Here is a 26,968-nt window from a genome sequence, read left to right on the forward strand (position 1 = left end):
GATGCATCCCCGACGGATGAAGCTGCTCTGCCTGCCCTGCGCCGGGGCTAGCGCCACCATGTACCTGCGCTGGAAGCGCCACTTGCCGGCGTGGATCGAGGTTCACCCTATCGAACTGCCGGGGCGGGGCGAGCGCCTGGGCGAGCCGTTCATCAAGGATTTCGAGACCCTGGTGGTGCGCCTGTGCGAGGAGCAGGCGACGCGCATGCGCGGCGACTTTGCCCTGTTCGGGCACAGCATGGGCGCGCTGCTGGCCCACGGCATGGCGCTGCGCCTGCGCGATGTGGGGCGCCCCCAGCCGCGGATGCTGTTCGCCTCGGGGAGCCCGGCGCCCTCGATGCGCGATCCGCAGCGCTTCGCCGGGCTCGACAACGACGAGGCCCTGGTCGCCGACCTGCATCAGCAGGGCGGCACCCCCGAGGAGGTATTCGCAAGTCCCGAGCTGCTGCGCCTCACCCTCGACGTGCTGGCGGCGGACTACCGCCTGTGCCGCGGTTTCCGCTATCGCGGCAGGCCACCGCTCGACTATCCGCTGCAGGTCTTCGCCGGACGTGATGACGACATCGAAAGCGAACGCCTGGAGGCATGGCGACGTGAGGCGGGCGGGGCCTTCTCTCTGGACTGGTTCGAGGGCGGGCACTTCTTCCTGCGTCAGCAGGAGCCGCAAGTGCTGGCGGCCATCGAGCGCTCGCTGAGTTCACGGCTAGCGGAGGTGCCCCATGCAGCGCCTGCCGTTGGCTGAATCGGTGCCCACGGAGCTGGAGGTCTGGCAGTTGCTGCTGGATACCGGCAGGGAGCCGGCACCAGATGCCTGGCGGCTGCTCAGCCACGAGGAGCAGGCGAGGGCCAGGCGCTTTCGCCACCTGGCGGATCGTGTGCGTGCCGTCGCCACCCGTGCGGCACTGCGGCGGCTGCTGGCGGAGCGAATCGGCGTGGCGGCCGACGAGCTAGCGTTCAGCGAGAACGCCCACGGCAAGCCGCTACTGGCTGGTGTCGAGGGGCCGGCGTTCAACGTCTCGCATGCCGGCAACGTTGCCCTCATTGCACTGGCGCCCAGCGGTGCGGTGGGGGTCGACATCGAGCGGCAGCATAACGACGCCGAGCTCGAAGCGCTGTACGACCTGCTTCTATCGCCGAGCGAGCGGGCCGAGCACAGCGGTGGCCAAGCGGTCCTGCCCCTGATCGAGCGCTGGGTCGTGAAGGAGGCAACGCTCAAGGCCTTGGGCGTGGGGATCGCCGAGCATCTACCGGCGCTGTCGGTCTTCCTCTCGTCTGGCCAGCGCAACGCCTACCGGCTCGATTACCGCTTGGCCGCCCCACCCCTGGAAGCCTGGGCGATCAGCGCGCCGGCAGGCTATACCGCCGCGCTGGCCTGTGCCGACAGGACGGCGAGCGAACCCTTCAGCACACACTCTTTAGGAGGCCAGCCATGCACAGCAATGGCACAACACCAGTGAAACACGCCGCGGAAGCATTCGAGCGCAAGGCGCCTGTGGGGTCGGAGCTGCCCACTCTGATCTCCCCGGCGTACGAGAACCAACCGTTATTGGAAGCCTTCGGCGAACTGCGTGCCGATATCGAGGCGCTGGTGACACGGTTTGGCGGGGTGCTGCTGCGTGGCTTCCAGGTGCCCTCGGTCGACGCTTTTCAGCAGTTTGCCGCCGCCTTTGGGCATCCACTGCTTAGCTATGAGTTCGCATCGACGCCACGCTCAGCCGTTTCGTCAGGCATCTATACCTCCACCGAATATCCCGCCCACCAGCATATCCCGCTGCACAACGAGCAGGCCTACACCCGCGAGTGGCCGATGAAGATCTGGTTCCACTGCGTCACCGCGTCGCCGGAGGGCGGCGAAACGCCGATTGCCGACAGCCGCGCCATCTACCGCCGCATGCCTGCCGAGATCCGCGAGCGCTTCGAGCCCGGCATTCTCTATGTGCGCAACTACGGCGACTTCGATATGCCCTGGCAGCAGGTCTTCAACACGGAAGAGCGCAGCGAAGTGGAGGCATTCTGCCGTCGCGCAGGTATTCGCTGTGAATGGAAGCCGGATGGCGACCTGCGTACCACCCAACTGTGCCAGAGCATGGAAACCCATCCCGTCACCGGTGAGCGGGTGTGGTTCAACCAGGGCCACCTGTTTCACGTCTCCAACCTGCAGCCGGAAGTGCGTGAATCGCTGGAAGAGCTGCTCGACCCCGAAGACATGCCGCGCAACGTCTTCTTCGCCGACGGCAGCCCCATCGACGACGCCATCTTCGATGAGATTCGCGGCGTATTGGACGCAGAGACCGTGATCTTCCCCTGGCAGGCGGGCGATGTGCTGATGCTCGACAACATGCTGGTCGCCCACGCACGCACACCTTTCAAGGGGCCGCGCAAGGTCGTGGTGGCCATGGCGGAAGGCCACGGCAACCTCGCCAACACCACCTTTTGATACGTCATCCCCGGGCCTGAATATCCAGTAGGTACGCATATGAACGCAGCACACCCCGCCGCACCCAGCACCGATCACCCCCGTGACTTCGTCGAGCACCTGTCAAGGCTGGCCAGCGAGCGGCCCACCGACAGTGCCTTGATCGTGGTCAGCGCCCAAGGCGAGATCACCCTCGACTACGCCACCCTGGAGCGGCGTTCGCGTACCCTGGCCAGCGAGCTCCAGCAGCGGTTCCCGGCGGGCGAGCGTGCCCTGATCCTGCTCGACAACGACGAGCACTACGTGGTGGCGTTCTTCGCCTGCCTGTATGCCGGGGTGATCGCCGTGCCGGTGTTCCCCCCGGAATCGGCCAAACAGCAGCACCTGGCACGCCTGCTGGCCATCGCCGCCGACTCCCAGGCCGCCTGCGTGCTGACCTCGGCGGCGATCATCGAGGTACTGGCATCGGCCGGCGAGGGCTTCGGTAGCACCGAGCTGATCCCGGTGGATGGCGTGGACGAGTCCCGCGCCGACCAGTGGCGCGAGCATCGCCCGCAGCGGGGCGACGTGGCCTTCCTGCAATACACCTCGGGCTCCACGGCCACGCCCAAGGGGGTGATGGTCAGCCATGGCAACCTGATGGCCAATGAGCGGGCCATTGCCTCGGGGTTCTCGATCGGTGCCGATGATGTCTTCGTCAGCTGGCTGCCGCTGTATCACGACATGGGCCTGATCGGCGGCCTGCTGCAACCCATCTATCGCGGCATTCCCGCCGTACTGATGAGCCCGACCTTCTTTCTGCAGCGCCCGGTGCGCTGGCTGGAGGCGATCTCCCGCCACCGTGGAACCGTCAGTGGCGGACCCGACTTCGCCTACCGCCTATGCCTCGAGCGCATTCGCGACGACCAGCTCGCCGCGCTGGATCTCTCCAGCTGGCGGGTGGCGTTCTCGGGCGCCGAGCCGGTGCGCCACGCGACCCTTACCGGCTTCATCGAGCGCTTCCGCCCGGCGGGTTTCGCCGCCGACACGGCTGCCCCCTGCTATGGGCTGGCCGAAGTCACGCTGCTGGTAACGTGCAACCCACGCGGTACTGGCGTGGTGGGCACGCCGTTTTCCCAGTCGTCGCTGGCGCAGGGGCAAGCCAGCCCCGCGGCGGAGGGCAACACCCTGGTAGGCTGCGGTACGCCGCCACCCGACCACGCCATCGATATCGTCGACCCCCAGGGCCACCACTCCCTGCCGGCGGGCGAGGTGGGTGAGATCTGGGTGCATGGGCCCAGCGTGGCCTTGGGCTATTGGCAGAACAGCGCGGCAACGGCACACACCTTCGTTAGCCGCGATGGGGTGAGTTGGCAATCCGCTGACGGTCAGCAAGACGCCGACGGCAGTGTGGGGCGCTGGTTGCGCACCGGCGACCTGGGCTTCCTGCATGACGGGCAGCTGTACATTGCCGGGCGTATCAAGGACCTGATCATCCTGCGCGGCCATAACGTCTACCCCCAGGACATCGAGTGCGCTATCGAAGCCGAGGTGGAAGCGGTGCGCAAGGGGCGGGTAGCGGCCTTTGCCGTCACCACGCCGGAGGGGGATGAAGGGATCGGCGTGGCGGCGGAAGTCTCCTATGGCATGCAGAAGCTGGTGCCCGCCGATAAGCTGATCGATGCCCTGAGCGAGGCGGTGGGAACCGCCTGCCACGAGCCCCTGGCAGTTGCCGTACTGCTCAATCCCGGCGGCCTGCCCAAGACCACCAGCGGCAAGCTGCAGCGCAGTGCCTGCCGCCAGGACTGGGAGGCCGGCAGCCTGGATGCCTACGCCATTCACGCCTTCGGCCACTTCGTCAGCGGTAGCGACGATGGCGAGGAAGGAGACCCACCCGATGGCCCGGCAGCGCTTGGGCACGCTGCCGAAACCACTACGACAGCAACCTCGATCGAGAGTGAAACACAGCGCACCCTGGCAACGCTCTGGCGCCAGGTATTGAAGATTGACGACGACAAGCCGTTGGCAAGCGATGCCCACTTCTTCGCCAGCGGAGGTAACTCACTTGCGGCGGTGCAACTGGCGGGACGTATCAGTGAGCGCTGGGGCATCGAGTTATCGTTGAATGTGCTGTTCGAGCAGCCCCAGTTGTCTGCCATGGCCAGGGCCATCGAAGCGAGTCTGACGGCCTCATCGGATCAACGGGCGCTGGCCATCCCCCGTCTTGACGATGATCAGCGTCAAGGCGACCTACCGCTGTCGGAAGGTCAACGTAGCTTATGGCTGACATGGCAACTCGATCCCCAGAGCGCTGGCTACAACATGGCGGGGGCACTGCATCTCAAGGGAAGGCTGGACCTGCCGGCGTTGGAGGCTGCGCTGGAAGCTCTCGTGCAACGCCATGACATTCTACGTACCTACTACCCCACAAGTAGTGCGGGAGAGCCTGTTCAGCGTCTAGCGCAGGACTGGCAACCTGGGTTGCCCTGCATCGAAATATCTGGTGATGCCACGGAGGAGCGGGAGATGGCATTGCATGCCGCTCTCTCCAGGCTGGCGCGGCAACCTTTTGCGCTGGATCAAGAGCCGCCCTTGACCGTCACCCTCTGTCGACTGTCCCCAGAGCACCACGTACTGGCTGTCGTGCTGCACCACATCGCTGGCGACGGGTTATCGGTTCGGGTGCTGATCGATGAGCTATGTGCCCTTTATGAGAGCGCTCATACACAGCGTGATGCTGCGCTTGTGCCTCTGCCAGTGCAGTTTGCCGATTATGCCGTGTGGCAACAACAGCACCAAGCCGATGAGCGCAAGAGCCAATTGGCCCATTGGTGCGAACGGTTAGCCGGCGATCATCCCCCGCTAGCGTTGCCCTTGGATCGACCGCGGCAAGCACTATCCACACCCAGTGAAGGACAGCTGCGCTTTGCGTTTTCCCCTGAGATTAGCGAGCAGCTACGTCGCTTAGCCCGCGAGCGCAACGTCTCGCTCTACGCCGTGATCTTGGCGCTATTGAAGCTGACGCTGTATCGCTTTAGCGGTGAGACGGATATCAAGGTCGGGGCACCAATTGCCAATCGGCGTAAACCCGAACTCCAGGGCTTGATTGGCTACCTTATCAATGTCGTCGTGCTTCGCACCCAGGTAGATCCCACCGCGAATTTCGAACGACTGCTGGCGGAGGTGAATGCCACCCTGATAGATGCACAGCTGCATCAGGATGTCCCCTTCGATCAAGTGGTGGAGGCGCTACAGCTCGAACGGCAACCAGGGGTACATCCGCTATTTCAGGTGAAGTGTACTCAGCAGGAAATGTGGCAGGCGGAGCGCCATGTGGCTGGCCTGACCGTCCAAGCGGAGCAGGTATTCACGGGCATTGCCCATTTCGATCTGAGTCTCGATTTTTGTGACGAGCCAGAGGGAATAGCAGGTCTATTCGCCTACTCCGCAGAGCTGTTCGATGCCGCTACGATCGAGCGTTTCTGTCATGCATTCCGGTGCCTGGCTGAGCAGGTCGTCGCTGATCCGCAGTCTCAAACGGAGATGCTGGCGCTACCCGAGCCTATCTCCGTGCTGGAAGGCAACCAAAGCGAATTTCTTGCTCAGGATATACCCACCCTGCTGTCGAAAGCGGTGGCAGCTCATGCTGATGAGTTAGCCGTAGATGACGGGCAATACCGCTATACCTACGCCAGCCTGGATGCCCAAGCCCAGCGTCTGGCACAGGCACTAATTGCAAAAGGCGTTGGTTCCGAGGTGCGTGTTGCCATCCACGCCGAGCGTTCGTGCGAGTACGTACTGGGTATCCTCGCCGTACTCAAAGCGGGCGGGGCCTTCGTGCCGTTGGACCCACAGCTGCCGAGCGAGCGCTTGGCCTATCAACTGGCTGACAGCGGCGCTCGCTTAATGTTGAGCAGCACAGCTTGCGATTGGAACGGTGACGTTCCGGTCATGGCGCTGGCGTTTACCGACGATAAACCGGCCTCTATTGGGCCTGAACTACCCGTCATACATCCCCAGCAGACCGCTTATGTGATCTATACCTCTGGCTCCACGGGCAAGCCCAAAGGGGTGGCGGTCAGTCACGCTGCCCTGGCCAACTACGTGCAGGGCGTTCTGGAGGCGCTGGCGCTACCAGAGGATGCCCGCAACATGGCGATGGTGTCGACGGTAGCGGCTGATCTTGGGCATACAGTGCTGTTTGGTGCCTTGTGCACCGGGCGCACCTTGCACCTCATTTCCCCCGAGTGCGCCTTCGACCCGGATGCCTTTGCGGCTTATATGCGGGAACAGCAGGTGGATGTGCTGAAGATCGTACCGAGCCACCTGCGGGCACTGCTGAGTGCCGCCAACCCGGCCGATGTACTTCCGCACGAGCACCTGATTCTGGGCGGCGAAGCGACCGACTGGGCGCTACTGGCGCGTATCGCCGAACTCAAGCCAACCTGCCGGGTGCTCAATCACTACGGCCCCACGGAAACCACGGTAGGCATTCTCACCCAGCAAGCCGACATGGCCGATCGAGCTGCCAGCACGCTGCCGATCGGCAAACCGTTGGCCAACGCTCAGGCCTGGGTGCTCGACCCCTGGCTCAACCCGGTGCCGAAGGGCGTTGCCGGCGAGCTCTATTTGGGTGGTCCAGGGCTAGCGCAAGGCTATCTACAGCGGCTGGGGCAAACGGCGGAACGTTTCGTCGCCAGCCCCTTCCATGCGGGGGAACGGCTCTATCGCAGCGGTGACCGTGTGCGCCACCTGGCCGACGGTAGCCTGGAGTTCTTGGGCCGAGTGGACGAGCAGGTCAAGATTCGCGGCTATCGGGTGGAGCCGAGCGAGATCGCTGCCCTGCTGCGCGACCAGTCGGGTGTCTTGGAAGCCGAAGTGATCGCGCGGGAAAGCGAGGAAGGCCGTGCGCAACTGTATGCCTACGTGGTGATGGCAGCCGGGAGCGACCTCGATGACGCCGCGTTACTCGCGCAGCTGGGCGATCGCGTGCCGGACTATATGGTGCCCAGTGCCATGGTACGACTGGATGCCTTGCCGCTGACCGCCAATGGCAAGCTGGATCGCAAGGCGCTGCCCGAGCCAGTACAAGCCGATGGTGGTAAAGCCTTCGAAGCGCCCCAGGGAGAAGCAGAGGAGGCGTTGGCCGCGGTCTGGGCCGAGGTGATCGGCTGCGAGCAGGTAGGGCGCAACGACAACTTCTTCGAGCTGGGTGGCGACTCCATCCTCAGCTTGCAGATCGTCGCGCGCTCGCGCAAGCGTGGCTACAAGGTAACGCCCAAACAGTTGATGGAAGGGCAGACCGTGGCCGCCGTGGCGGCGATGGCCACGCCCTTGTCTACTGCGGCCCCTAAACAAGCAACTGCGCCCGATAAGGTGGCGCCCTTCGCACTGCTGCCGGTACAGCGCTGGTTCTTCGAGCAGAACTTCGCCGAGTCACACCACTGGAATCAGTCATTGATGCTGGAAGCGGCCAGTGATTTAGATGCCGCGCGGCTAAGGCGCGCCATTGAGGCAGTGGTAGATCACCATGGTGCCTTGCGGCTGCGCTTTGAGCGCATTGGCGATAGCTGGCAACAAGCCTATGGCAAGCTAGCCGATGATCTCTTCGAGCACCTCGACCTGAGCGATCATGCTGATCCGGCGCAGGCCATCACTCAGGCCGCCGATGCTGCGCAGCGCAGCCTGAGTCTGGAGCGGCCGTTCCGTGCCATCTGGATGGAACTGGGAGGCGAGCGCAGCGGGCGACTGCTGCTCGTGGCTCACCACCTGGTGGTCGACGGCGTCTCGTGGCGCGTGATTCTCGACGACCTGCAAGCGGCTTACACGCAGTTAAGTTCAGGGAATGCGATCGACCTACCACCGGCAACCACCTCGCTAGATGAGTGGGCGCGCGCCCTGGCCGACTACGCCACGTCGGAAGCCTTGGCTGAGCAACGCCCCTATTGGGAAGGCCTCGTCAAAGCGCCAGAACCCAGCCTACCGGCACGGAATTCCCAGGGCAGCAACAGCGTTGCCGATACCGCATCGCTGGCTGGCAGCTTATCGATTGATGCAACCACGCAACTGCTGGGGCCGGTGCATAAAGCCTACCGCACCCAGGTGGATGATCTGCTCCTCACTGCGCTGTCGAGCGCCCTATGCCAATGGGCTGGGCGAGACAGCGTACTGATCGAGCTGGAAGGCCATGGTCGCGAAGACCTGTTCGACGGTATCGATCTCAGTCGCAGCGTGGGTTGGTTCACCTCGCTCTACCCTGTGCGTTTGACGCCGGGCAGTACCGAACCGGGCTCGAGCCTCAAAGCCATCAAGGAGCAGCTTCGCCAGGTGCCCGACAAGGGGCTTGGCTACGGCGTGCTGCGTTATTTGAAAGAGGAACCCGCGCTGGTCGGCGGTGCCTACCCCCAGGTCACCTTCAATTATCTAGGCCAGTTTGACCGCTCCCTGCAGGGCGATGGGGCCTGGCGGCTCGCCAAAGAGAGCGCCGGGCAGCCCCGCGCGGCGCAAAGTGAGCGCCGTACCTGGATTGAGGTGGTGGCCTGGGTTCAAGAGGGCCAACTGCGCTTTCACTGGCATTACAGTCGTGAGATTCACAGCGAGGCAGAGATACATGCCTTGCGAGCAAGCTTCCAAGTGCAGCTAGAGGCACTGATCGAGCACTGTGCTAGTGGCGTTCGTGGTGTTACACCTTCGGACTTCCCACTGGCGGGGCTAAGTCAAGAGCAGCTTGACGGCTTGAGGTTGGATGCCGCCAATGTTGAGGACATCTACCCGTTGGCGCCGATGCAGCAAGGTCTGCTATTGCATACTCTGCTCAATCCGGGCGCGGGTATGTACATGATGCAGGATCGCTACCGGTTTGCTTCGCCCATTGATGTCAATGCTTTCGAGAAAGCCTGGCAGCGAGTCGTCGAACGGTATGAGGTGCTACGTACAGGGTTTGTTTGGCGCACCGAAGAGATGCAGTTGCAAGTGGTGTATCGGCAAGCCTCTTCACCAGTGGAATATATCGATTGGCGCGGTATAGACGAGGATGAGGCCGATCGTCGTTTGTCGGTGCTATTGCGTCAGGAGCTTGATGATGGCTTTGACATGGAACGGCCACCATTGCTAAAGGTACGCCTTATTCAACTGGCGGAGAATCTGTTCTACGTCGTGCAGAGTTTTCATCATATTCTGATGGATGCTTGGTGCCGTTCCCTGTTGCTCAGCGATTTTTTCCACTATTACGATGCCTATCGTCTCGGGACGAGTCGTGAGTTGACGCAACCAAGGCCGTATCGTGATTTTATCGCTTGGTTGCAGCAGCAGGATGCCAATGTGCTACGCAGCTATTGGCAACATGAGCTTGAAGGTTTCGATGAGGTAACGCCGATTCCTTATCTTAAACAGCACGGTTCGAACGAAAGTGTTGCCACGGTGGCTGATGTGTTCTCCTCGCTCTCCCACGATGAGAGTGCAAAGCTACAGAGCGTTGCCCGACAGCACCAATTGACGGTCAATACGATCGTGCAAGGAGCATGGGCTCTGCTGTTAGGGCGGCTTTCTCTGGTGGATGACATTCTATTCGGCGTGACAGTAGCTGGGCGTCCGCTAGAACTGGAGGGCATACAGGAGACGATGGGATTGTTCATCAACACTATCCCTCTGCGTGTGTCAGCCCCAGCACCTCAAACATCTGTCCTTGATTGGCTGCATGGGCTATTGGCGAAAAACCTGGAGATGCGTCAATACGAGCATCTACCGTTAGTCGAAATTCAATCGTTGGGAGAGCAGTCACAAAGACGCAGTCTATTCGATAGCCTCTTTGTATTCGAAAATGCGCCGATAGATGCCAGCATAACGGAGAAAATCCATGATCTTCATGTGTCTATCAAGGGCAACCGCACCCACACCAATTACCCCTTGACCGTAGTGGTGGTGCCTGGCGAGCAATTGATGCTGCAGCTCTCCTATGACGCTCGGAAGTTTGACGATTCCAAGGTCGAGAGGCTGCTCTCGGGCTTCCGTCAAATTCTCTTGCACATTATTGACAGGCCTGATGCTCCCTATCATGAATTGGACGTATTGCCTGTTAATGAGATGGAAATACAGCGGACGCAATCTAGAGGGCAGTCGATTGCTTATCCCTTTGAGCGAGGTTATATCGACCTGTTCCGTGAGCAGGTACGAAAGCATCCACGCCAAGTTGCCGTTCGCCATCAGGGAGACTCTCTCACTTATGATCAGCTAGAGGACACCTCCAATCGCATTGCCCAGGCGCTGCGGCAAGCCGGCGTGAAGAAGGATGATGTCGTGGCGCTGCATGCCGAACGCGGCCTGGCGTTGCCGAGCATGATCCTGGGCACGTTCAAGGCCGGCGGGGCGTATCTGGCGCTGGATCATCGGCTTCCGGATCAGCGTATCGCCGCGATACTGGCGTCCAGCCATGCATCGGTTCTTGTTGCCACTGCTGAGCAAACATCGCGTCTCGAAGCTGTGCTTGAATCCATGCCCAGCCCACCACGGATGTTCGTGTTCGAGGAACTCGCCGCGGCAGAAGATCCGAAGGGCGATGTCGCCATCCCGGTGCACCCCGATCAGGCCGCCTACGTCATCTATACCTCAGGTTCGACCGGTGAACCTAAGGGCGTGGTGGTCAGCCAGCGTGGCATGCTCAACAACCAATTGAGCAAGATTCCCTATCTGGATCTGTCGCCCCGCGATGTCATCGCGCAAACGGCCGCGCTGAGTTTCGATATCTCCGTCTGGCAAACTCTGGCGGGGCTGTTGTGTGGAGCCTGTATCGAGATCGTGCCTGATGAGATTGCACGCGACCCCAGTGCGTTGCTCCCTTATGTGCGCGACAACGGCGTCACGGTACTGCAAAGCGTACCTGCCGTGATCCAGGGGATGTTGAATACTGCCTCAGTCGACCTGCCAGCACTGCGCTGGCTGCTGCCCACGGGCGAAGCCTCCACGTCTGAGCTAGTGCGCCAATGGTTTGCACGCTACCCGACGATCCCATTGGTCAATGCCTATGGCCCTGCAGAATGTGCCGATGATGTATCCCTGCACTTGCTGCGAAGCGGCGATGACGGGTACTCCGCCGTGGTGCCGATCGGCCAGCCGGCTGATAACACCCAACTACTCGTTCTCGACAGTCAATTAAACCTATTACCTGTGGGGGTGAGCGGCGAGCTATATGTCGCTGGTGTCGGTGTTGGGCGGGGTTACCTGAATCAGCCGACGCTGACATCGGAGCGCTTTGTGCCCAACCCGTTTGCCGAGGTGCCTGGGGAGCGGCTTTACCGGACAGGCGATCTGGCCCGCTATCGCACCGATGGGGCGCTTGAATACATCGGGCGCACCGATCAACAGGTAAAAATACGGGGCCAGCGCATTGAGTTGGGTGAAATAGAGTCTCGGTTGGTGGAGTTCGATGTAATACGAGAAGCGGTTGTGGTGACCCAGGAAGGGCCGGGAGGAGCCAGGTTGGTAGCTTATACGGTCGCTCAGGCATATGAATCGATTGATGCGACCGAGCTACGCGAACGTCTGGGGCAGGTATTGCCGGACTATATGGTGCCAAGTGTGGTGATGATGCTCGATGCTTTGCCACTAACGCCCAACGGTAAGGTGGACCGCAAGGCATTGCCCGAGCCTGACTTCACCAGTCGTTCGCAATACGTTCCGCCCCAAGGTGAAACGGAAGAGGCGCTGGCGGCGATTTGGAGTGAGGTGCTGGGTGTCGAGCAGGTAGGGCGTCACGACAACTTCTTCGAGTTAGGGGGGCACTCGCTGTTGGCACTAAAGGTACAAGCTAGAGTAGAAGAACATTTCGATATACGTCTCCCTCTCCGCAGCTATTTCGAACACGCTACATTGGCCTCTATGTGTGAGCCTATTCAGGAAAGCAGGGGAGGTGCGGAAGAGCACGAGAGCGTACAGCTCGAAAAGATGGCAGCGCTACTAGATGGAATGGAGAGCTGAGATGGAACTCAATAAACACACGATTGCTGAGCGCTTCGCAAACTTGCCACGAGACAAGCAGAGCGTATTTCTTGAGGCATTAAGACAGCAGGATATCGACTTTTCGCAGTTGCCAATCGTTAGGTCTAATAATCAAGAGAGCAGAACACTCTCCTATGCTCAACTTCGTCAGTGGTTTCTGTGGCGTATGGATCCACAGAGCAGCGCTTACCATATTACGGGCGCTGTGACCCTTGAGGGATCGCTGGATGCTGAAGCCTTGCGGGATAGTTTCTCCGCTTTGGCAACCCGTCATGCAGCATTACGCACGGTGTTCCGTGACGATGGTGAGGGCGAAGTGATACAAGTGGTGCAGGCCGAGAGCAACTTCGTATTGCACGAAGTTGACCTGGGTCAGATGCCGAAGGATGAGCGAGCAGCAGCAATAGATAACCAGCTTGCTCGGCTTTGCAATGAACCTTTCAACCTGGAGCGGGGGCCGCTGTTACGGGTAGGGCTACTGCGCTTAGCAGAAGAGAAGCACCTTCTGGTCGTGGTCATGCATCACATTGTATCCGATGGCTGGTCGATGCAGTTGATCATCGATGAGTTTGCAGCGGACTACTCCGCTCGGGTTACGGGTGAGACGTGGCAGCCGCCAGCCCTGCCGATTCAATATGCCGATTATGCCCTCTGGCAGCGTCAATGGATGGAAGCGGGTGAAAAAGAGCGCCAGCTCGCTTATTGGAAGGCTGAGCTGGGAGATGAACACCCGGTACTGGAGCTACCGACAGACCGTACACGTCGCAACGATGGACACTACTATACTGCACGCCACGAAATTGTGATTCCTGCCTCGGTAGTAAGTGGATTGCGTCGACAAGCTCAGGCTAAGGGCGCTACCCTTTTTATGGCGCTACTGGCAGGCTTACAGGTGTTGTTGTATCGATATACTGAGCAGGAAAATATTCGGATAGGCGTGCCAATCGCCAATCGGCATCGTACAGAAACTCAAGGAGTGGTAGGGCTTTTCGTCAATACTCAGGTGATGTGCAACCAGTTAAATGGTCGCCTGAATTTGGCCGAAGCGCTAGAACAGGCAAAACGTGCGGCGCTTGGTGCTCAAGAACATCAGGATCTGCCTTTTGAGCAGTTAGTAGAAGCGCTGCAGCCGGAGCGTAGTCTGAGTCACACGCCACTATTCCAAGTGATGTTCAATTATCAGCAGCAGGATCATAGTGCGCTGATGGCTCTCCCAGGGTTGGAGTTGAGTACCTGGTCACTAGAAAAGAAAGAGGCGAAGTTCGAGCTGACCCTAAATGTGGATGAGTGTACTAATGACTGCCTTGAGGCAAGTTTTATTTATGCTGAAGAGCTGTTTGACTCCACCACCATTGGACGACTGGCGCAGCATTATGTCGTTTTCTTAAAGGCGCTGGCAGAGATGCCAGAAAGTGCGCTGAGTGATGTCGAGCTACTTGATAAGAATGAACAGCTGCAATTGAAGAAATGGGGAGGTATCACTCAAAGGTCCCCTGATGCTCTATCTACTCACCATCTAATTGAACGCCAAGCAGCGGCAGCCTCTGATATCACAGCGCTAGTATTCGAAGATCAGTCACTCAGCTACGCAGAACTCAATACCCGCGCCAATCGCTTGGCGCACTATCTGATTGGTTTGGGTGTAAAACCTGAAACCCGAGTAGGCATCGCCATGGAGCGCTCGGTTGAGATGGTGGTGGGGTTACTGGCTATTCTCAAGGCGGGTGGCACTTATGTGCCGCTGGATCCCGATTCTCCAGCCGAGCGGCTGACCTATATGGTCGAAGACAGCGGCATAACTATGTTGGTCACACTGCAACGCATACGTGAGACGCTGCCGGTAACTGATGGGATGAGTGTTGTTGAGGTGGATCGACTAGATGTAGCACACCACGCCTCTGCCAATCCGGAAGTGGTACTTCACAGCGAACATCTAGCCTACGTGATTTATACCTCGGGCTCTACAGGAAGACCTAAGGGAGTAGGAATTACGCATGGTGCTCTGAGCAATTACGTTGAAGGGGTACTGGAGGTTATAGCGCTACCTGATGATGCTCGTAGTTTTGCAATGGTATCGACAATAGCCGCAGACTTAGGCCATACCATGCTATTCGGTGCCTTGTGCAAGGGAAAAACTCTTCATTTGATTTCATCTGATAGTACGCTTGATCCAGATGCTTTTACTAGATACATGCATGAGCATGAAATTGATGTCCTCAAAATAGTGCCTAGTCATTTACGCGCTCTAATGAGTGTAAAGAGTCCGTTTAATACATTGCCGAGAAGATGTTTAATTCTTGGGGGAGAAGTAAGCGATTGGCCTCTGGTTAAATGGGTCTCAGACCTAAACCCATCTTGTCAAATTGTTAACCATTATGGCCCTACTGAGACAACTGTCGGAGCATTGACACAAAGATATGAAACTGCTGATCAGCGAGCATCTACGCTACCGATTGGCGACCCCTTGCCTAACATGCAAATTCGGGTACTTGACCCTTGGATGAACCTTGTGCCTCAAGGAGTGAACGGTGAACTTTATCTAGGAGGGGTGGGGTTGGCCCGCGGTTATCTGGGGCGTCTTGATATGACGGCGGAACGATTTGTAGCCGACCCCTTTGGTGAAGGAGAACGTTTATATCGCACCGGTGATCGTGTGCGGCAATTGCCAGATGGTAGCTTGGAATTCCTTGGCCGTATGGATGATCAAGTTAAAATCCGAGGTCATCGTGTGGAGCTAGGGGAAGTTCAAGCGCAGTTACTATTACAACTGGCGCTTCGCGAGGCGGTGGTGGTCTCTCAGGATGGAGCGAGCGGTTCGAGCCTAGTGGCTTATGTGGTTCCTCAGCCAGGCATTGAGCTTGACGTCACCTCAATACGCGACCAGTTAAGCCAACATCTGCCAGACTACATGGTGCCGGGAGCCGTGATCACGCTCGATGCATTGCCGCTGAATGCCAACGGTAAGGTAGACCGCAAGGCGCTGCCTGCACCGGATTTGGTCGGAAGCCAGCGGTATGAACCTCCGCAGGGGGAGGTCGAAGTTGCTCTCGCACAAATCTGGTCCGAAATATTTGACGTTAAGCGGATTGGCCGCCGCGACAACTTCTTCGAGCTGGGTGGCCATTCGCTATTGGCTTTGAAGGTGTTGGAGAAAATGCGGCATCGGAGGCTGACGGGGCAGGTACGCACGCTGTTTCAATGCCCGGAGCTAGCGGCCTTCGCCCAGGCACTGACGCAGACATCCGAGCGGCAGGACATCATCATCCCGCCCAATTGCATTTCCGATGACTGTTCGGCAATCCAGCCCGAGATGCTGCCGCTAGTCGATCTCAATGCCCAAGAGATCAGGGTTATCGAAGCAGCGGTGCCCGGCGGCGCTAGCAATATTCAGGATATCTACCCGCTGGCACCGCTGCAGGAAGGGATTCTCTTCCACCACCGGCTGCAGGAAGAGGGCGATGCCTATGTGACTCAACATTTGCTTGGCTTCGACAGCCGAGAATGGCTGGAAGCCTTTATTGCCGGTTTTAACCAGCTGATTACCCGCCACGATATTCTGCGTACCGCCGTGCTGTGGGAGAACCTGCGTGAGCCAGTGCAGGTGGTATACCGGCATGCCGAGCTGGAGCTTGAGTGGTTAGACTTGGATCATGCTTCTTCGCTTAGTGTCGCTGAGCAATTGAATGCTGAGGTGGACCCTGACCAACATTGCCTCGATGTGCGGCGAGCGCCGATGCTGCGTGCGGTAGCGGCCCATGATCCAGAGCAAAAACGAAAACGCTGGCTGTTGCAACTGCCAAGCCACCACCTGGTGATGGATCACATCACCCTTGAGCTATTGGTGGAAGAGATCGCCCTGATCCAGCAAGGCCGTGAAGATGAGTTGCCCAAGCCGCTGCCCTTCCGCAACTTCGTGGCGCAGGCCCGGCTAGGGGTAAGCCCAGAAGAACATGAAGCCTTCTTCCGCGAGCAACTGGGCGATATTGACGAGCCGACCGCGCCCTTCGGGCTACTAGACGCTCGAGGTGATGGCAGCGATATCGAAGAAGTACGTGTTCCTTTGGCAACGGAACTGGCCCTACAAGTTCGGCAGCAGGCGAAGCGCCATAGCGTCAGCACCGCCAGCCTGTTCCACCTGGCCTGGGCCTTGGTGCTGAGCAAGACCACTGGGCGGAACGATGTGGTGTTCGGCACCGTGCTGTTCGGCCGCATGCAGGGAATCGAGGGCGCCGAGCGGGCACTGGGGATGTTTATCAATACGCTCCCTGTGCGCATCAAGATGGGCACTCAGGATGTCGAGCAGTCCTTGCGCCAAACCCACGATGCGCTCTCTGAACTAATGCACCATGAACATGCCAGTCTTGGCCTTGCGCAGCGCTGCAGCGGGCTACCTAGTGGCATGCCGCTCTTTACTAGCTTGCTGAACTATCGTTACAGCTCTCCCCAGCAAGAGGGAAATCTCATCCAGGCCTGGAAGGGGATGGAAGTGCTGGGGGCCAAGGAGCGTACCAACTACCCGATTGGTATGGCGGTGGACGACCTGGGAGAAGGTTTTCAACTGGTGGGGCAGGTGAGTCGAGCGATCGGCGCGCAGCGGCTGTGTGATTACATGGAAGCCGCTGTAGCGGGCATCGTGGAAAGCCTACAAACGTCACCACGGAAAGCGATAAGTGAGATCAGCCTGCTAGGAGAAGAAGAACAGAGGTTGCTAAGCGAGTGGGGAGTGAATTCATACCAGCACCCCGACACTCAGCCAGTCCATCACTTGATCGAGCGCCAAGCTTCGGTAACGCCAGATGTTACTGCACTAGTATTTGACGATCAGTCACTCAGCTACGCCGAACTCAATGCCCGAGCCAACCAACTAGCCCACTATCTGATCGGCTTAGGTGTAAAACCTGAGACGCGGGTGGGCATCGCCATGGAACGCTCCATCGAAATGGTGGTAGGGCTGCTAGCGATCCTCAAGGCGGGGGGCGCCTATGTGCCGCTGGATCCCGAGTACCCCTCCGAGCGGCTGGCGTTCATCGCTGAAGATAGTGGCATCGAGCTGCTGCTGACCCAGCACCACTTGCGCGAGTCCTTGCCGCTAGCGGCTGGCCTTAGCGTTGTTGAGTTGGATCGACTGGACGTGGCACATCACGCCTCTACCGATCCATCGGTAACACTGGACGGCGAGCACCTCGCCTATGTGATCTACACCTCGGGCTCCACCGGGAGACCCAAAGGCGCTGCCATCCGCCATGATGCCTTGACCAACTGCATGGTGTGGATGCAGGAGACCTACCAGCTCACCGATACCGATGCCGTACTGCACAAAGCGCCATTCGGGTTTGACGTCTCGGTATGGGAGATTTTCTGGCCGCTGAGTGTTGGGGCACGTTTGGTGATCGCCCAGCCCGGAGACCATCGAGACCCCGAGCGCATCATCGAGCTGATCCAGCGGCACGGCGTGACCACGCTCAACTTCGTGCCCTCAATGCTCAAGGCCTTCCTGGCCTATCCCGACGTCAAGGCCAAGACACGGCTCAAGCATATCATGTGCGGCGGCGAGGCCGTTCCCGCCTCGCTTCAGCAGGATGTGGCGGAGTGTCTCGATGGGGCTAACCTTCACGATCTTTATGGTCCCACCGAAACCACCATCCATGTTACGCACTGGTGGTGCCGTGATGACGCTCACCGCCAGATCCCCATTGGTCGGCCCATTAGTGGTACTCGCACCTACATCATGGATGATGACCTTAACCTGGTGCCACCAGGTGTGACGGGAGAGCTGTACCTGGGTGGGGTAAGCCTGGCCCGTGGCTATCTCAATCGCAGTGACCTCACGGCGGAGCGGTTTGTCGCCGACCCGTTCAATGAGGGCGAGCGCCTCTACCGTACCGGCGACCTGGTGCGCTGGCGGGAGGACGGCCAGCTCGAGTACTTGGGCCGCCTCGATCATCAAGTGAAAATCCGCGGCCTGCGTATCGAACTTGGCGAGATCGAAGCCGAGCTGCTCTCTCAACCGGAGGTTCGCGAGGCGGTGGTGGTAGCGCAAGCAGGTTCCAACGGCTCTATGCTGGTGGCCTATGTGGTGCCCCAGGCCGACGGCGAACTAGACACCGCCGTTCTACGTGAGGGGCTGGGTCAAAAGCTACCGGATTATATGGTGCCGGGCGTCGTGATCATGCTCGAAGCACTGCCGCTGAATGCCAATGGCAAGGTGGACCGAAAGGCCCTGCCCGAGCCGGAGTTGGCCAGTGGCTCGCCGTACGAGCCGCCTCAGGGCGGGGTGGAAGAAGCGCTGGCGGCGATCTGGTCCGAGGTGTTGGGCGTGGAGCAAGTAGGTCGGCACGATAACTTCTTCGAGCTGGGTGGGCATTCTCTGCTTGCTGTGCAGATGGTGGCTCGTGTTCAAGCCGTTATATGCGTTGAGCTCAAAGTGTCCGAAGTGTTTAAACACCCACAACTCCACGGCTTAGCTGAATGTATTGCCGCATTCAACAGCGAATACTCCTTTGAGCAGTCACTCTCCGATATTGATTCCTTCATCGACAGCATGGATACCGTTCAATGAGTAATATCGATACCCGTCGTATTGCGGAGCGCTTTGCCGGATTGCCTGCCAAGCAGCGCCGTGTGGTTTACGACAAAATTCGTACTCAAGGATTGGGCATTGGCCAGTTTCCTATTCTCAGGCGCCCTGATTCTCAGTTGAGTATTTGCTCACCCTCTTATGCCCAACTGCGCCAGTGGTTTCTGTGGCGCTTGGATCCTCAGAGCAGTGCTTACCATATTACGGGTGCTCTGACCCTTAAGGGCTCGCTGGATACTGAAGCACTGCGGGGTAGCTTCGCCGATCTGGTGTCCCGCCATGAGGCATTGCGCACGGCGTTCCGTGACGACGGCGAGGGCGGGATGATGCAAGTGGTACAGGCCGAGAGCAACGTTGCATGGTGCGAAGTCGAGCTAGGCCATATGCCGAAGGATGAGCGAGAAGCGGCAATAGAGAACCAGCTTGATCGGCTTTGCAATGACCCTTTCGATCTGGAACAGGGGCCGCTGCTGCGAGTGGGGCTACTACGTTTAGCAGAAGAGCAGCACCTTTTGGTGGTGGTAATGCACCACATCATCTCCGATGGCCGGTCGATGCAGTTGATCATCGATGAGTTTGCTGCGGACTACTCCGCTCGTATGACAGGAGAGGCCTGGCAGCCACCCGCCTTACCGATTCAATATGCCGATTATGCAGTATGGCAGCGGCAGTGGATGGAGGCGGGTGAAAAAGAGCGTCAACTGGCCTATTGGCAGGCGGAACTGGGAGATGAACACCCGATATTGCAGCTGTCGACTGATCGCCCACGCCGTAACGATGGCCAATATCACGCTGCACGTCACGCAATAGTGCTCCCTGCCTCGGTAGTGAGCAGATTGCGTCAGCAGGCCCAGGCGAAGGGCGCCACCCTGTTTATGATGCTACTGACAGGCTTCCAGTCACTGCTATATCGCTATACCGGGCAGGAAGATATCCGGGTCGGGGTGCCGATCGCCAACCGCCACCGCACGGAAACTCAAGGCGTGGTGGGCTTCTTCGTTAATACGCAGGTGCTGCGTAACCCGCTGAATGGTCGCCTGAGCCTGGCCAAGGCGCTGGAACAGGGAAAACGTGCGGCGCTGGGTGCACAAGAGCATCAGGATCTCCCTTTTGAACAGTTAGTGGAAGCGCTGCAGCCAGAGCGCAGCCTGAGCCACACGCCGCTATTTCAGGTGATGTTCAATCACCAGCGGCAAGATTATGGCGCGTTGCAGACACTACCAGGACTGGAACTGAGCAATTGGCCACTAAATAAGGGAGAGGCGCAGTTCGAGCTGACGCTGGACGTGATGGAGCGCACGGATGGCTGCATAGAAACAAGCTTCGTTTATGCACAAGAGCTGTTCGACTTAACCACCATTGAGCGCCTGGCGCAGCACTATACGGCTATTTTACAGGCGCTGACAGAGACGCCGGAGTGTGCGCTGGGCGATATTGAGTTACTAGATCAAGGCGAACAGCGTCGATTACAGGAGTGGGGCGAAAGCTCTCAACGGTATCACGATTCATCGCCTATCCATCACTTGGTAGAACGCCAAGCTGAAGCAACCCCAGAGACCGAGGCACTGGTATTCGACGATCAGTCACTCAGCTACGCCGAACTCAATGCCCGAGCCAACCAACTGGCCCACTATCTGATCGGTCTAGGTGTACAACCCGAGACCCGGGTGGGTATCGCCATGGAACGCTCAATCGAGATGGTGGTGGGGCTGCTGGGTATCCTCAAGGCGGGGGGCGCCTATGTGCCGCTGGATCCGGATTACCCCAGCGAGCGGCTGGCCTATATGGTCGATGACAGCGGTATCGAGCTGCTACTGACCCAGCAGCCTCTTCGCGATACGCTGCCGGTGGCCGATGGGCTGAACGTCATTGAGCTGGATCGGTTGGATGTCGCTCACCATGCGTCGACCAACCCAGACGTGGCCCTGCACGGCGAAAATCTTGCTTATGTGATCTACACCTCGGGCTCCACCGGGTGGCCCAAGGGCGCGGCTAACCGCCATCGCGCGCTGAGCAACCGCCTGGCGTGGATGCAGGATGCCTACCGGCTAACGGCCGACGATGCGGTATTGCAGAAGACCCCGTTCAGCTTCGACGTCTCGGTGTGGGAATTCTTCTGGCCGCTGATGCAGGGCGCCCAGCTGGTGATGGCCCCACCGGGGGCGCATCGCGAGCCGGCGCAACTGGTCGAGCTGATCCGTACCCACAAGATCACCACGCTGCATTTCGTGCCCTCGATGCTGCAGGCCTTCCTGGCGCATGGCGAGGTAGAAGCCTGTACGAGTCTGACGCGCGTGGTATGCAGCGGCGAAGCGCTACCGGCGGAGCTGCAGAATCAAGTATTTGCTCGCATGCCTCACACGGCACTCTACAACCTCTATGGGCCCACCGAGGCGGCCATCGACGTCACTCACTGGACCTGCCGGGACGACGGGCGCAGCCAGGTCGCTATCGGCCAACCGATTGCCGGTGTCCGCACCTACGTACTGGATGGCGATCTCAACCTGACGCCGCCCGGGGTAGCGGGTGAGCTCTACCTCGGCGGTGTTGGTCTAGCGAGGGGCTACCTTCACCGCCCTGACCTAAGCGCAGAGCGGTTTATCGCCGACCCGTTAACCGAAGGAGAGCGCCTCTACCGCACCGGTGATCTGGTGCGCTGGCGTGAGGATGGCCAGCTCGAGTACCTGGGCCGCCTCGATCATCAAGTGAAAATCCGCGGCCTGCGCATCGAACTTGGCGAGATCGAAGCCGAGCTGCTCTCCCGGCCGGAGGTTCGCGAGGCGGTAGTGGTCGCTCAAGAAAGCTCTGGTGGTTCCAGGCTGGTGGCCTATGTGGTTCCTCAGGCTGACAGTGAACTCGACACCAGCTCACTACGTGAGGCACTGGGGCAGCGGCTGCCGGACTATATGGTGCCGGGTGTCGTGGTCGCCCTCGAGGCATTGCCGCTGAATGCCAACGGCAAGGTCGATCGCAAGGCTCTGCCCGATCCGGAGTTGGCCAGTGGCTCGCAGTACGCGCCGCCGCAGGGCGAGGTGGAAGAAGCGCTCGTGGAGATATGGTCTGAAGTCCTTGGCGTCGAACAGGTGGGGCGCCACGATAACTTCTTTGAATTGGGGGGCCATTCGTTATTGGCTTTGAAAGTGCTCGAGAAAATGCGGCATCGAGGACTGACGGCAGAGGTGCGCACGCTGTTCCAATGTCCAGAGCTGGCGGCCTTTACTCAAGCGTTGACGCAAGCACCCGAGCATACTGAGATCACCATCCCCCCCAATCTGATTCCTCACGATTGTCAGGCTCTCCAGCCCGAGATGTTGACGCTAATCGAGCTCAATGCCGAAGAACTTCGTGAGATCGAAGCCGCTGTGCCCGGTGGCGCTAGCAATATTCAGGACATCTACCCCCTGGCACCACTACAGGAGGGCATTCTCTTCCACCACCGGCTGCAGGAAGCGGGCGATGCCTATGTGACCCTGCGTCTACTGGGCTTCGATAGCCGCGAGAGGCTGGAAGCCTTTATTGCCGGGTTTAATCAGCTGATCGCCCGTCACGATATTCTACGTACCGCCGTGTTCTGGGAAGGACTCCGCGAACCGGTGCAGGTGGTCTGCAAGCATGCAGAGCTGGTACTCGAATGGCTGGACTTGGATGGTGCCCCATCACAGAGCGTGGCCGAACAACTGAATGCCGAGGTGGATCCTGAGCACCACCGCCTCGATGTTCGCCGGGCCCCCATGCTGCGCGCTGTGGCTGCCCATGATGTCGAACAAGATCGCTGGCTACTGCAGCTACCCAGCCACCACTTGGTGATGGACCACACTACTCTCGAGCTACTGGTGGAAGAGATCGCATTGATCCAGCAAGGCCGTGCAGATGAGCTACCCAAGCCCCTGCCCTTCCGCAACTTCGTGGCGCAGGCTCGGCTAGGGGTAAGCTCAGACCAACATGAAGCCTTCTTCCGCGAGCAGTTGGGGGATATCGAAGAGCCCACCGCCCCCTTTGGGCTGCTGGAGGTACGTGGCGATGGCCGCGATATCGAAGAAGTACGCGTTCCACTGGAAGCAGAGCTAGCCCAGCGGGTGCGGCAACAGGCCCAGCGCCATGGCGTCAGCACGGCCAGCCTGTTCCACCTGGCCTGGGCCTTGGTGCTGAGCAAAACGACGGGGCGGCACGACGTGGTATTTGGCACCGTTTTGTTCGGCCGCATGCAGAGCATCGCAGGTGCCGAGCGGGCGCTGGGGATGTTTATCAACACCTTGCCGGTGCGCATCAAAACGGGTACTCAAGGTATCGAGCAGTCTTTGCGACAAACCCACGAGGCCCTTTCTGAGCTAATGCATCACGAGCATGCCAGCCTCGGACTGGCTCAGCGATGCAGCGGGTTGTCTGGAGGATCGCCGCTGTTCACGAGTCTGCTGAACTACCGTTACAGCGCTCTCCAGGAAGAAGGAACGCCCACCCACACCTGGGAAGGACTGGAAGTGCTGAGCGGCCAGGAGCGAACCAATTACCCCATTGGTATGGCGGTAGATGATTCGGGAGAAGGCTTCCAACTAGTAGGACAAGTGAGCCGCACAATCGGCGCCCAGCGCCTGTGTGATTACATGTGCTCGGCCGTGGCAGGAATCGTGGAAAGTCTGCAAACGGCACCACGGCAAGCGATCAGTGAGATCAGCCTGCTAGGAAAGGATGAGCAGCAGTTGTTGAGCGAGTGGGGAGAGAATGCTCAGCAGTATTCTGACACTTCTCCAGTGCATCAGTTGATAGAGCGACAGGCGGAAGCAACCCCAGAGGCCACGGCCCTCATCTTCGACGATCAGTCACTCAGCTACGCCGAACTCAATACCCGTGCCAATCGTCTGTCCCACTATTTGATCGGTTTAGGCGTAACCCCCGAGACTCGGGTGGGCATTGCCATGGAGCGTTCCATGGAGATGGTGGTGGGGCTGCTAGCGATCCTCAAGGCGGGGGGCGCCTATGTGCCGCTGGATCCCGAGTACCCCTCCGAGCGGCTGGCGTTCATCGCTGAAGATAGTGGCATCGAGCTGCTGCTGACCCAGCACCACTTGCGCGAGTCCTTGCCGCTAGCGGATGGCCTTAGCGTTGTTGAGTTGGATCGGCTGGATGTGGCGCACCATGCCTCTAGCAACCCAGCAATAGCGCTGCACGGCGCGCACCTCGCCTATGTGATCTACACCTCGGGCTCCACCGGGAGACCCAAAGGCGCTGCCATCCGCCATGATGCCTTGACCAACTGCATGGTGTGGATGCAGGAGACCTACCAGCTCACCGATACCGATGCCGTACTCCACAAGGCGCCGTTCGGTTTCGACGTCTCGGTGTGGGAGATTTTCTGGCCGCTGAGTGTCGGGGCTCGTCTGGTGATCGCCCAGCCCGGAGACCATCGAGACCCCGAGCGCATCATCGAGCTGATCCAGCGGCACGGCGTGACCACGCTCAACTTCGTGCCCTCCATGCTCAAGGCCTTCCTAGCCTATCCCGATGTCAAGGCCAAGACACGGCTCAAGCATATCATGTGCGGCGGCGAGGCCGTTCCCGCCACGCTGCAGCAGGACGTGGCTGAGTGTCTCGACGGTGCCAATCTGCATGATCTTTATGGCCCTACTGAAACTACCATCCATGTCACGCACTGGTGGTGCCGTGATGACGCTCACCGCCAGATCCCCATTGGGCGACCCATTAGCGGTACTCGCACCTACGTCCTGGATGGTGAACTCAACCTGGTGCCACAGGGCGTCGCGGGAGAGTTGTACCTGGGCGGGGTAAGCCTGGCCCGTGGCTATCTCAATCGCAGCGATCTCACGGCGGAGCGCTTTATCGCCGATCCTTTCACCAAGGGTGAACGCCTCTACCGTACCGGCGACCTTGTGCGCTGGCGGGAAGACGGCCAGCTCGAGTACCTGGGCCGTCTCGATCATCAGGTGAAGATCCGCGGCCTGCGCATTGAACTTGGCGAGATCGAAGCCGAACTACTCTCTCAGCCAGCGATTCGTGAGGCGGTGGTGGTGGACCAGGAAGGTCCCAGCGGTTCGAGGCTGGTAGCCTATGTGGTTCCACAGGCTGACACTGACCTCGACAGCACCTCACTACGTGAAGCGCTGGGTCAAAAGCTACCGGATTATATGGTGCCGGGCGTCGTGGTCACCCTCGAGGCACTGCCGCTGAATGCCAACGGCAAGGTGGATCGCAAGGCCCTGCCCGGGCCTCATCTAGAGGAAGTCCGAGAGTACGTGGCACCCTCTACACCAGAGGCGCACCAACTCGCCGAGATTTGGCAGCAAGTGCTTGGCGTTGAGCGGATTGGCGAAACCGACAACTTCTTCGAGCTGGGTGGAGACTCCCTGTTGAGTCTACAAGTAATGAGCCGTGTACAGGCTCTAGAGGAGCCGAGACTTGCTTTTTCACTGCTCGATCTAATGCAGAAGCCGACCATAGCTTACCTATTGGGAAGAACGCCCGTTGAAGTCGAGCACGAAGGGGCCGTCATGCTCAACGGCGAGTGTGGCAGTCAGCCGCCGCTGTTCTGCATTCATGCCGTGATGGGGACGGTTTTTGACTATCAGCCGTTGGCTCGCCACTTGCAGGAAGTATGCACGGTTTATGGTCTGCCTTGCCGAATGTTGACCGACCCACGGCATCGAGATTCATCACTTGAAAAAATGGCTGATGACTACGTGGAGACGATACGTCGCATACAGCCCGTGGGGCCTTATCGGCTATTGGGATGGTCACTTGGTGGAGCATTGGCAGCTATGATCGCAGCGCGGCTTGAAATGCAAGCTCAGGAGGTGAGCCTGTTGGCGCTGGTGGATCCGTACATCCCCGGTAGCGGCCAGGAGAGTATTGATGATTGGCAGAAGGATTTTGCTGCCTATGTGTCGGTCATCTTGCCGGGTCTCTCATCTGAGATGGTCGCCAATAGTAATCACGATGCGTCCCATAAAGAGCCGAGTGAAACGGAGCTTGCCGTCAGGCTGGAGCGTCTACTCGTGGCAGACGATGCTCATGGCAGAGAAGGTTACCCTGCTCTAGGCGGTGAGGAACTGGCCCGGATCTTCTGTGTGTCACGACACTTGAAGTATCTATCACTACAGGCCGACGCCTTGCCGGCACTGAACTGTGAAGTGGACTGCTGGTGGGCGTCGGAAAGAGCCTGGGATGAGCGACAGGCGCTAGCGGATCAATTGAATCGAGCTCCGAGTACATCAATTGAGACTGCCAGTGACCATTTCTCGATAGTTGCTGATGGTGTCCTACTCTCCAAAGTGAAGAAGCGACTAAAAGTGAGTGCTGCAATACAGTCTAACGAATCTCTGCAGGCGTTATTTTGAAGATCTGTATGCGTTCGGTGAACATACCTTTCGCTGAGCCCGACTTTGGACTTGCCCCGGTGCCTCAGTGGTCGGCATCGCGTTGGAGCATGCTCTGAATGCCCATCTGGTTCACGAATGGATCCGTGAGGTTAGGTGGTCGGCGCCGGTGAGTGTCTCCCGGCGTTTGTTCCAGTGCCGATGGCAAGCACCACCACACCGGCATCGGCCAGCGCCGTGAAGCCGAGCCTATTTGCGTGCTACTTCCGAGTGCCAAAGGCACGGTGGACATCGAGTGGCGGGTGTCCGATGCGCAGGTCTGTCGGGCGCTGCCTCGGGATCTGCTGTCCTGATCCGTATCGACGAGATCTGATTGGCACCGAGCTGTTGGACATGCGCGCGACCCCGATACCGACCTGGCTCGGTTGGTGAAGGTATTCGGTACCGCCCGGCCGCATGCGCCTATCTGTTCGCCAACCGGTGCGGCAACTGCGCAGGTGCTGATCCACGATGGCCTGGGGCCTGCCTGTGTGCGCGTCGTCTCAATCAAGGCAAGTTCCATTGGGCCGACAACTGGCACCGCGACCGGGTGGAACTGTCCTGAGCAAGTGGCGGAGCTGGTCCAGGGCCTGCCCTGGCAGCGCATCGGTCCGGTGGAGGTCGTTTCAGTCCTGT

Annotated in this window: 6 protein-coding genes; all 6 read left to right on the top strand. The window is 59.3% G+C overall.

Going from position 1 to position 26,968, the window contains the following annotated elements:
- The first annotated feature begins 1 nt into the window (after window position 1).
- From CK498_RS19255 to CK498_RS19280, 6 genes are read left to right on the top strand one after another with little or no spacing between them, the layout of a single operon-like run.
- Window positions 2-742 (top strand): thioesterase II family protein, encoded by a 741-nt coding sequence (locus tag CK498_RS19255; protein ID WP_095622474.1) that lies wholly within the window; start codon window positions 2-4, stop codon window positions 740-742.
- Window positions 720-1,457 (top strand): 4'-phosphopantetheinyl transferase family protein, encoded by a 738-nt coding sequence (locus CK498_RS19260; RefSeq protein WP_095622475.1) that lies wholly within the window; start codon window positions 720-722, stop codon window positions 1,455-1,457. The genes CK498_RS19255 and CK498_RS19260 overlap by 23 nt, the downstream gene beginning before the upstream one ends.
- Window positions 1,430-2,437, top strand: a complete 1,008-nt coding sequence (locus CK498_RS19265) for a TauD/TfdA family dioxygenase (protein ID WP_095622476.1) — start codon at window positions 1,430-1,432, stop codon at window positions 2,435-2,437. The genes CK498_RS19260 and CK498_RS19265 overlap by 28 nt, the downstream gene beginning before the upstream one ends.
- Window positions 2,438-2,476: 39 nt before the next feature.
- On the top strand, window positions 2,477-12,367 hold the full coding sequence (locus tag CK498_RS19270; protein WP_095622477.1) for a non-ribosomal peptide synthetase: 9,891 nt from the start codon (window positions 2,477-2,479) through the stop codon (window positions 12,365-12,367).
- A 1-nt stretch (window position 12,368) separates the two neighbouring features.
- Complete coding sequence (locus CK498_RS19275; RefSeq protein ID WP_229359147.1) at window positions 12,369-18,947, top strand: non-ribosomal peptide synthetase; 6,579 nt, start codon at window positions 12,369-12,371, stop codon at window positions 18,945-18,947.
- On the top strand, window positions 18,944-26,314 hold the full coding sequence (locus tag CK498_RS19280) for an amino acid adenylation domain-containing protein (RefSeq protein ID WP_095622479.1): 7,371 nt from the start codon (window positions 18,944-18,946) through the stop codon (window positions 26,312-26,314). The genes CK498_RS19275 and CK498_RS19280 overlap by 4 nt, the downstream gene beginning before the upstream one ends.
- The last annotated feature ends 654 nt before the right edge of the window (window positions 26,315-26,968 follow it).

Source organism: Halomonas salipaludis, from assembly GCF_002286975.1.
GTDB lineage: Bacteria > Pseudomonadota > Gammaproteobacteria > Pseudomonadales > Halomonadaceae > Franzmannia > Franzmannia salipaludis.

Excerpts from the sequence above, each read along its gene's own strand:
- CK498_RS19270 (WP_095622477.1), top strand. The coding sequence starts at position 2,477 with ATGAACGCAGCACACCCCGCCGCACCCAGCACCGATCACCCCCGTGAC.
- CK498_RS19280 (WP_095622479.1), top strand. The coding sequence starts at position 18,944 with ATGAGTAATATCGATACCCGTCGTATTGCGGAGCGCTTTGCCGGATTG.
- CK498_RS19265 (WP_095622476.1), top strand. The coding sequence starts at position 1,430 with ATGCACAGCAATGGCACAACACCAGTGAAACACGCCGCGGAAGCATTC.
- CK498_RS19275 (WP_229359147.1), top strand. The coding sequence starts at position 12,369 with ATGGAACTCAATAAACACACGATTGCTGAGCGCTTCGCAAACTTGCCA.
- CK498_RS19255 (WP_095622474.1), top strand. The coding sequence starts at position 2 with ATGCATCCCCGACGGATGAAGCTGCTCTGCCTGCCCTGCGCCGGGGCT.
- CK498_RS19260 (WP_095622475.1), top strand. The coding sequence starts at position 720 with ATGCAGCGCCTGCCGTTGGCTGAATCGGTGCCCACGGAGCTGGAGGTC.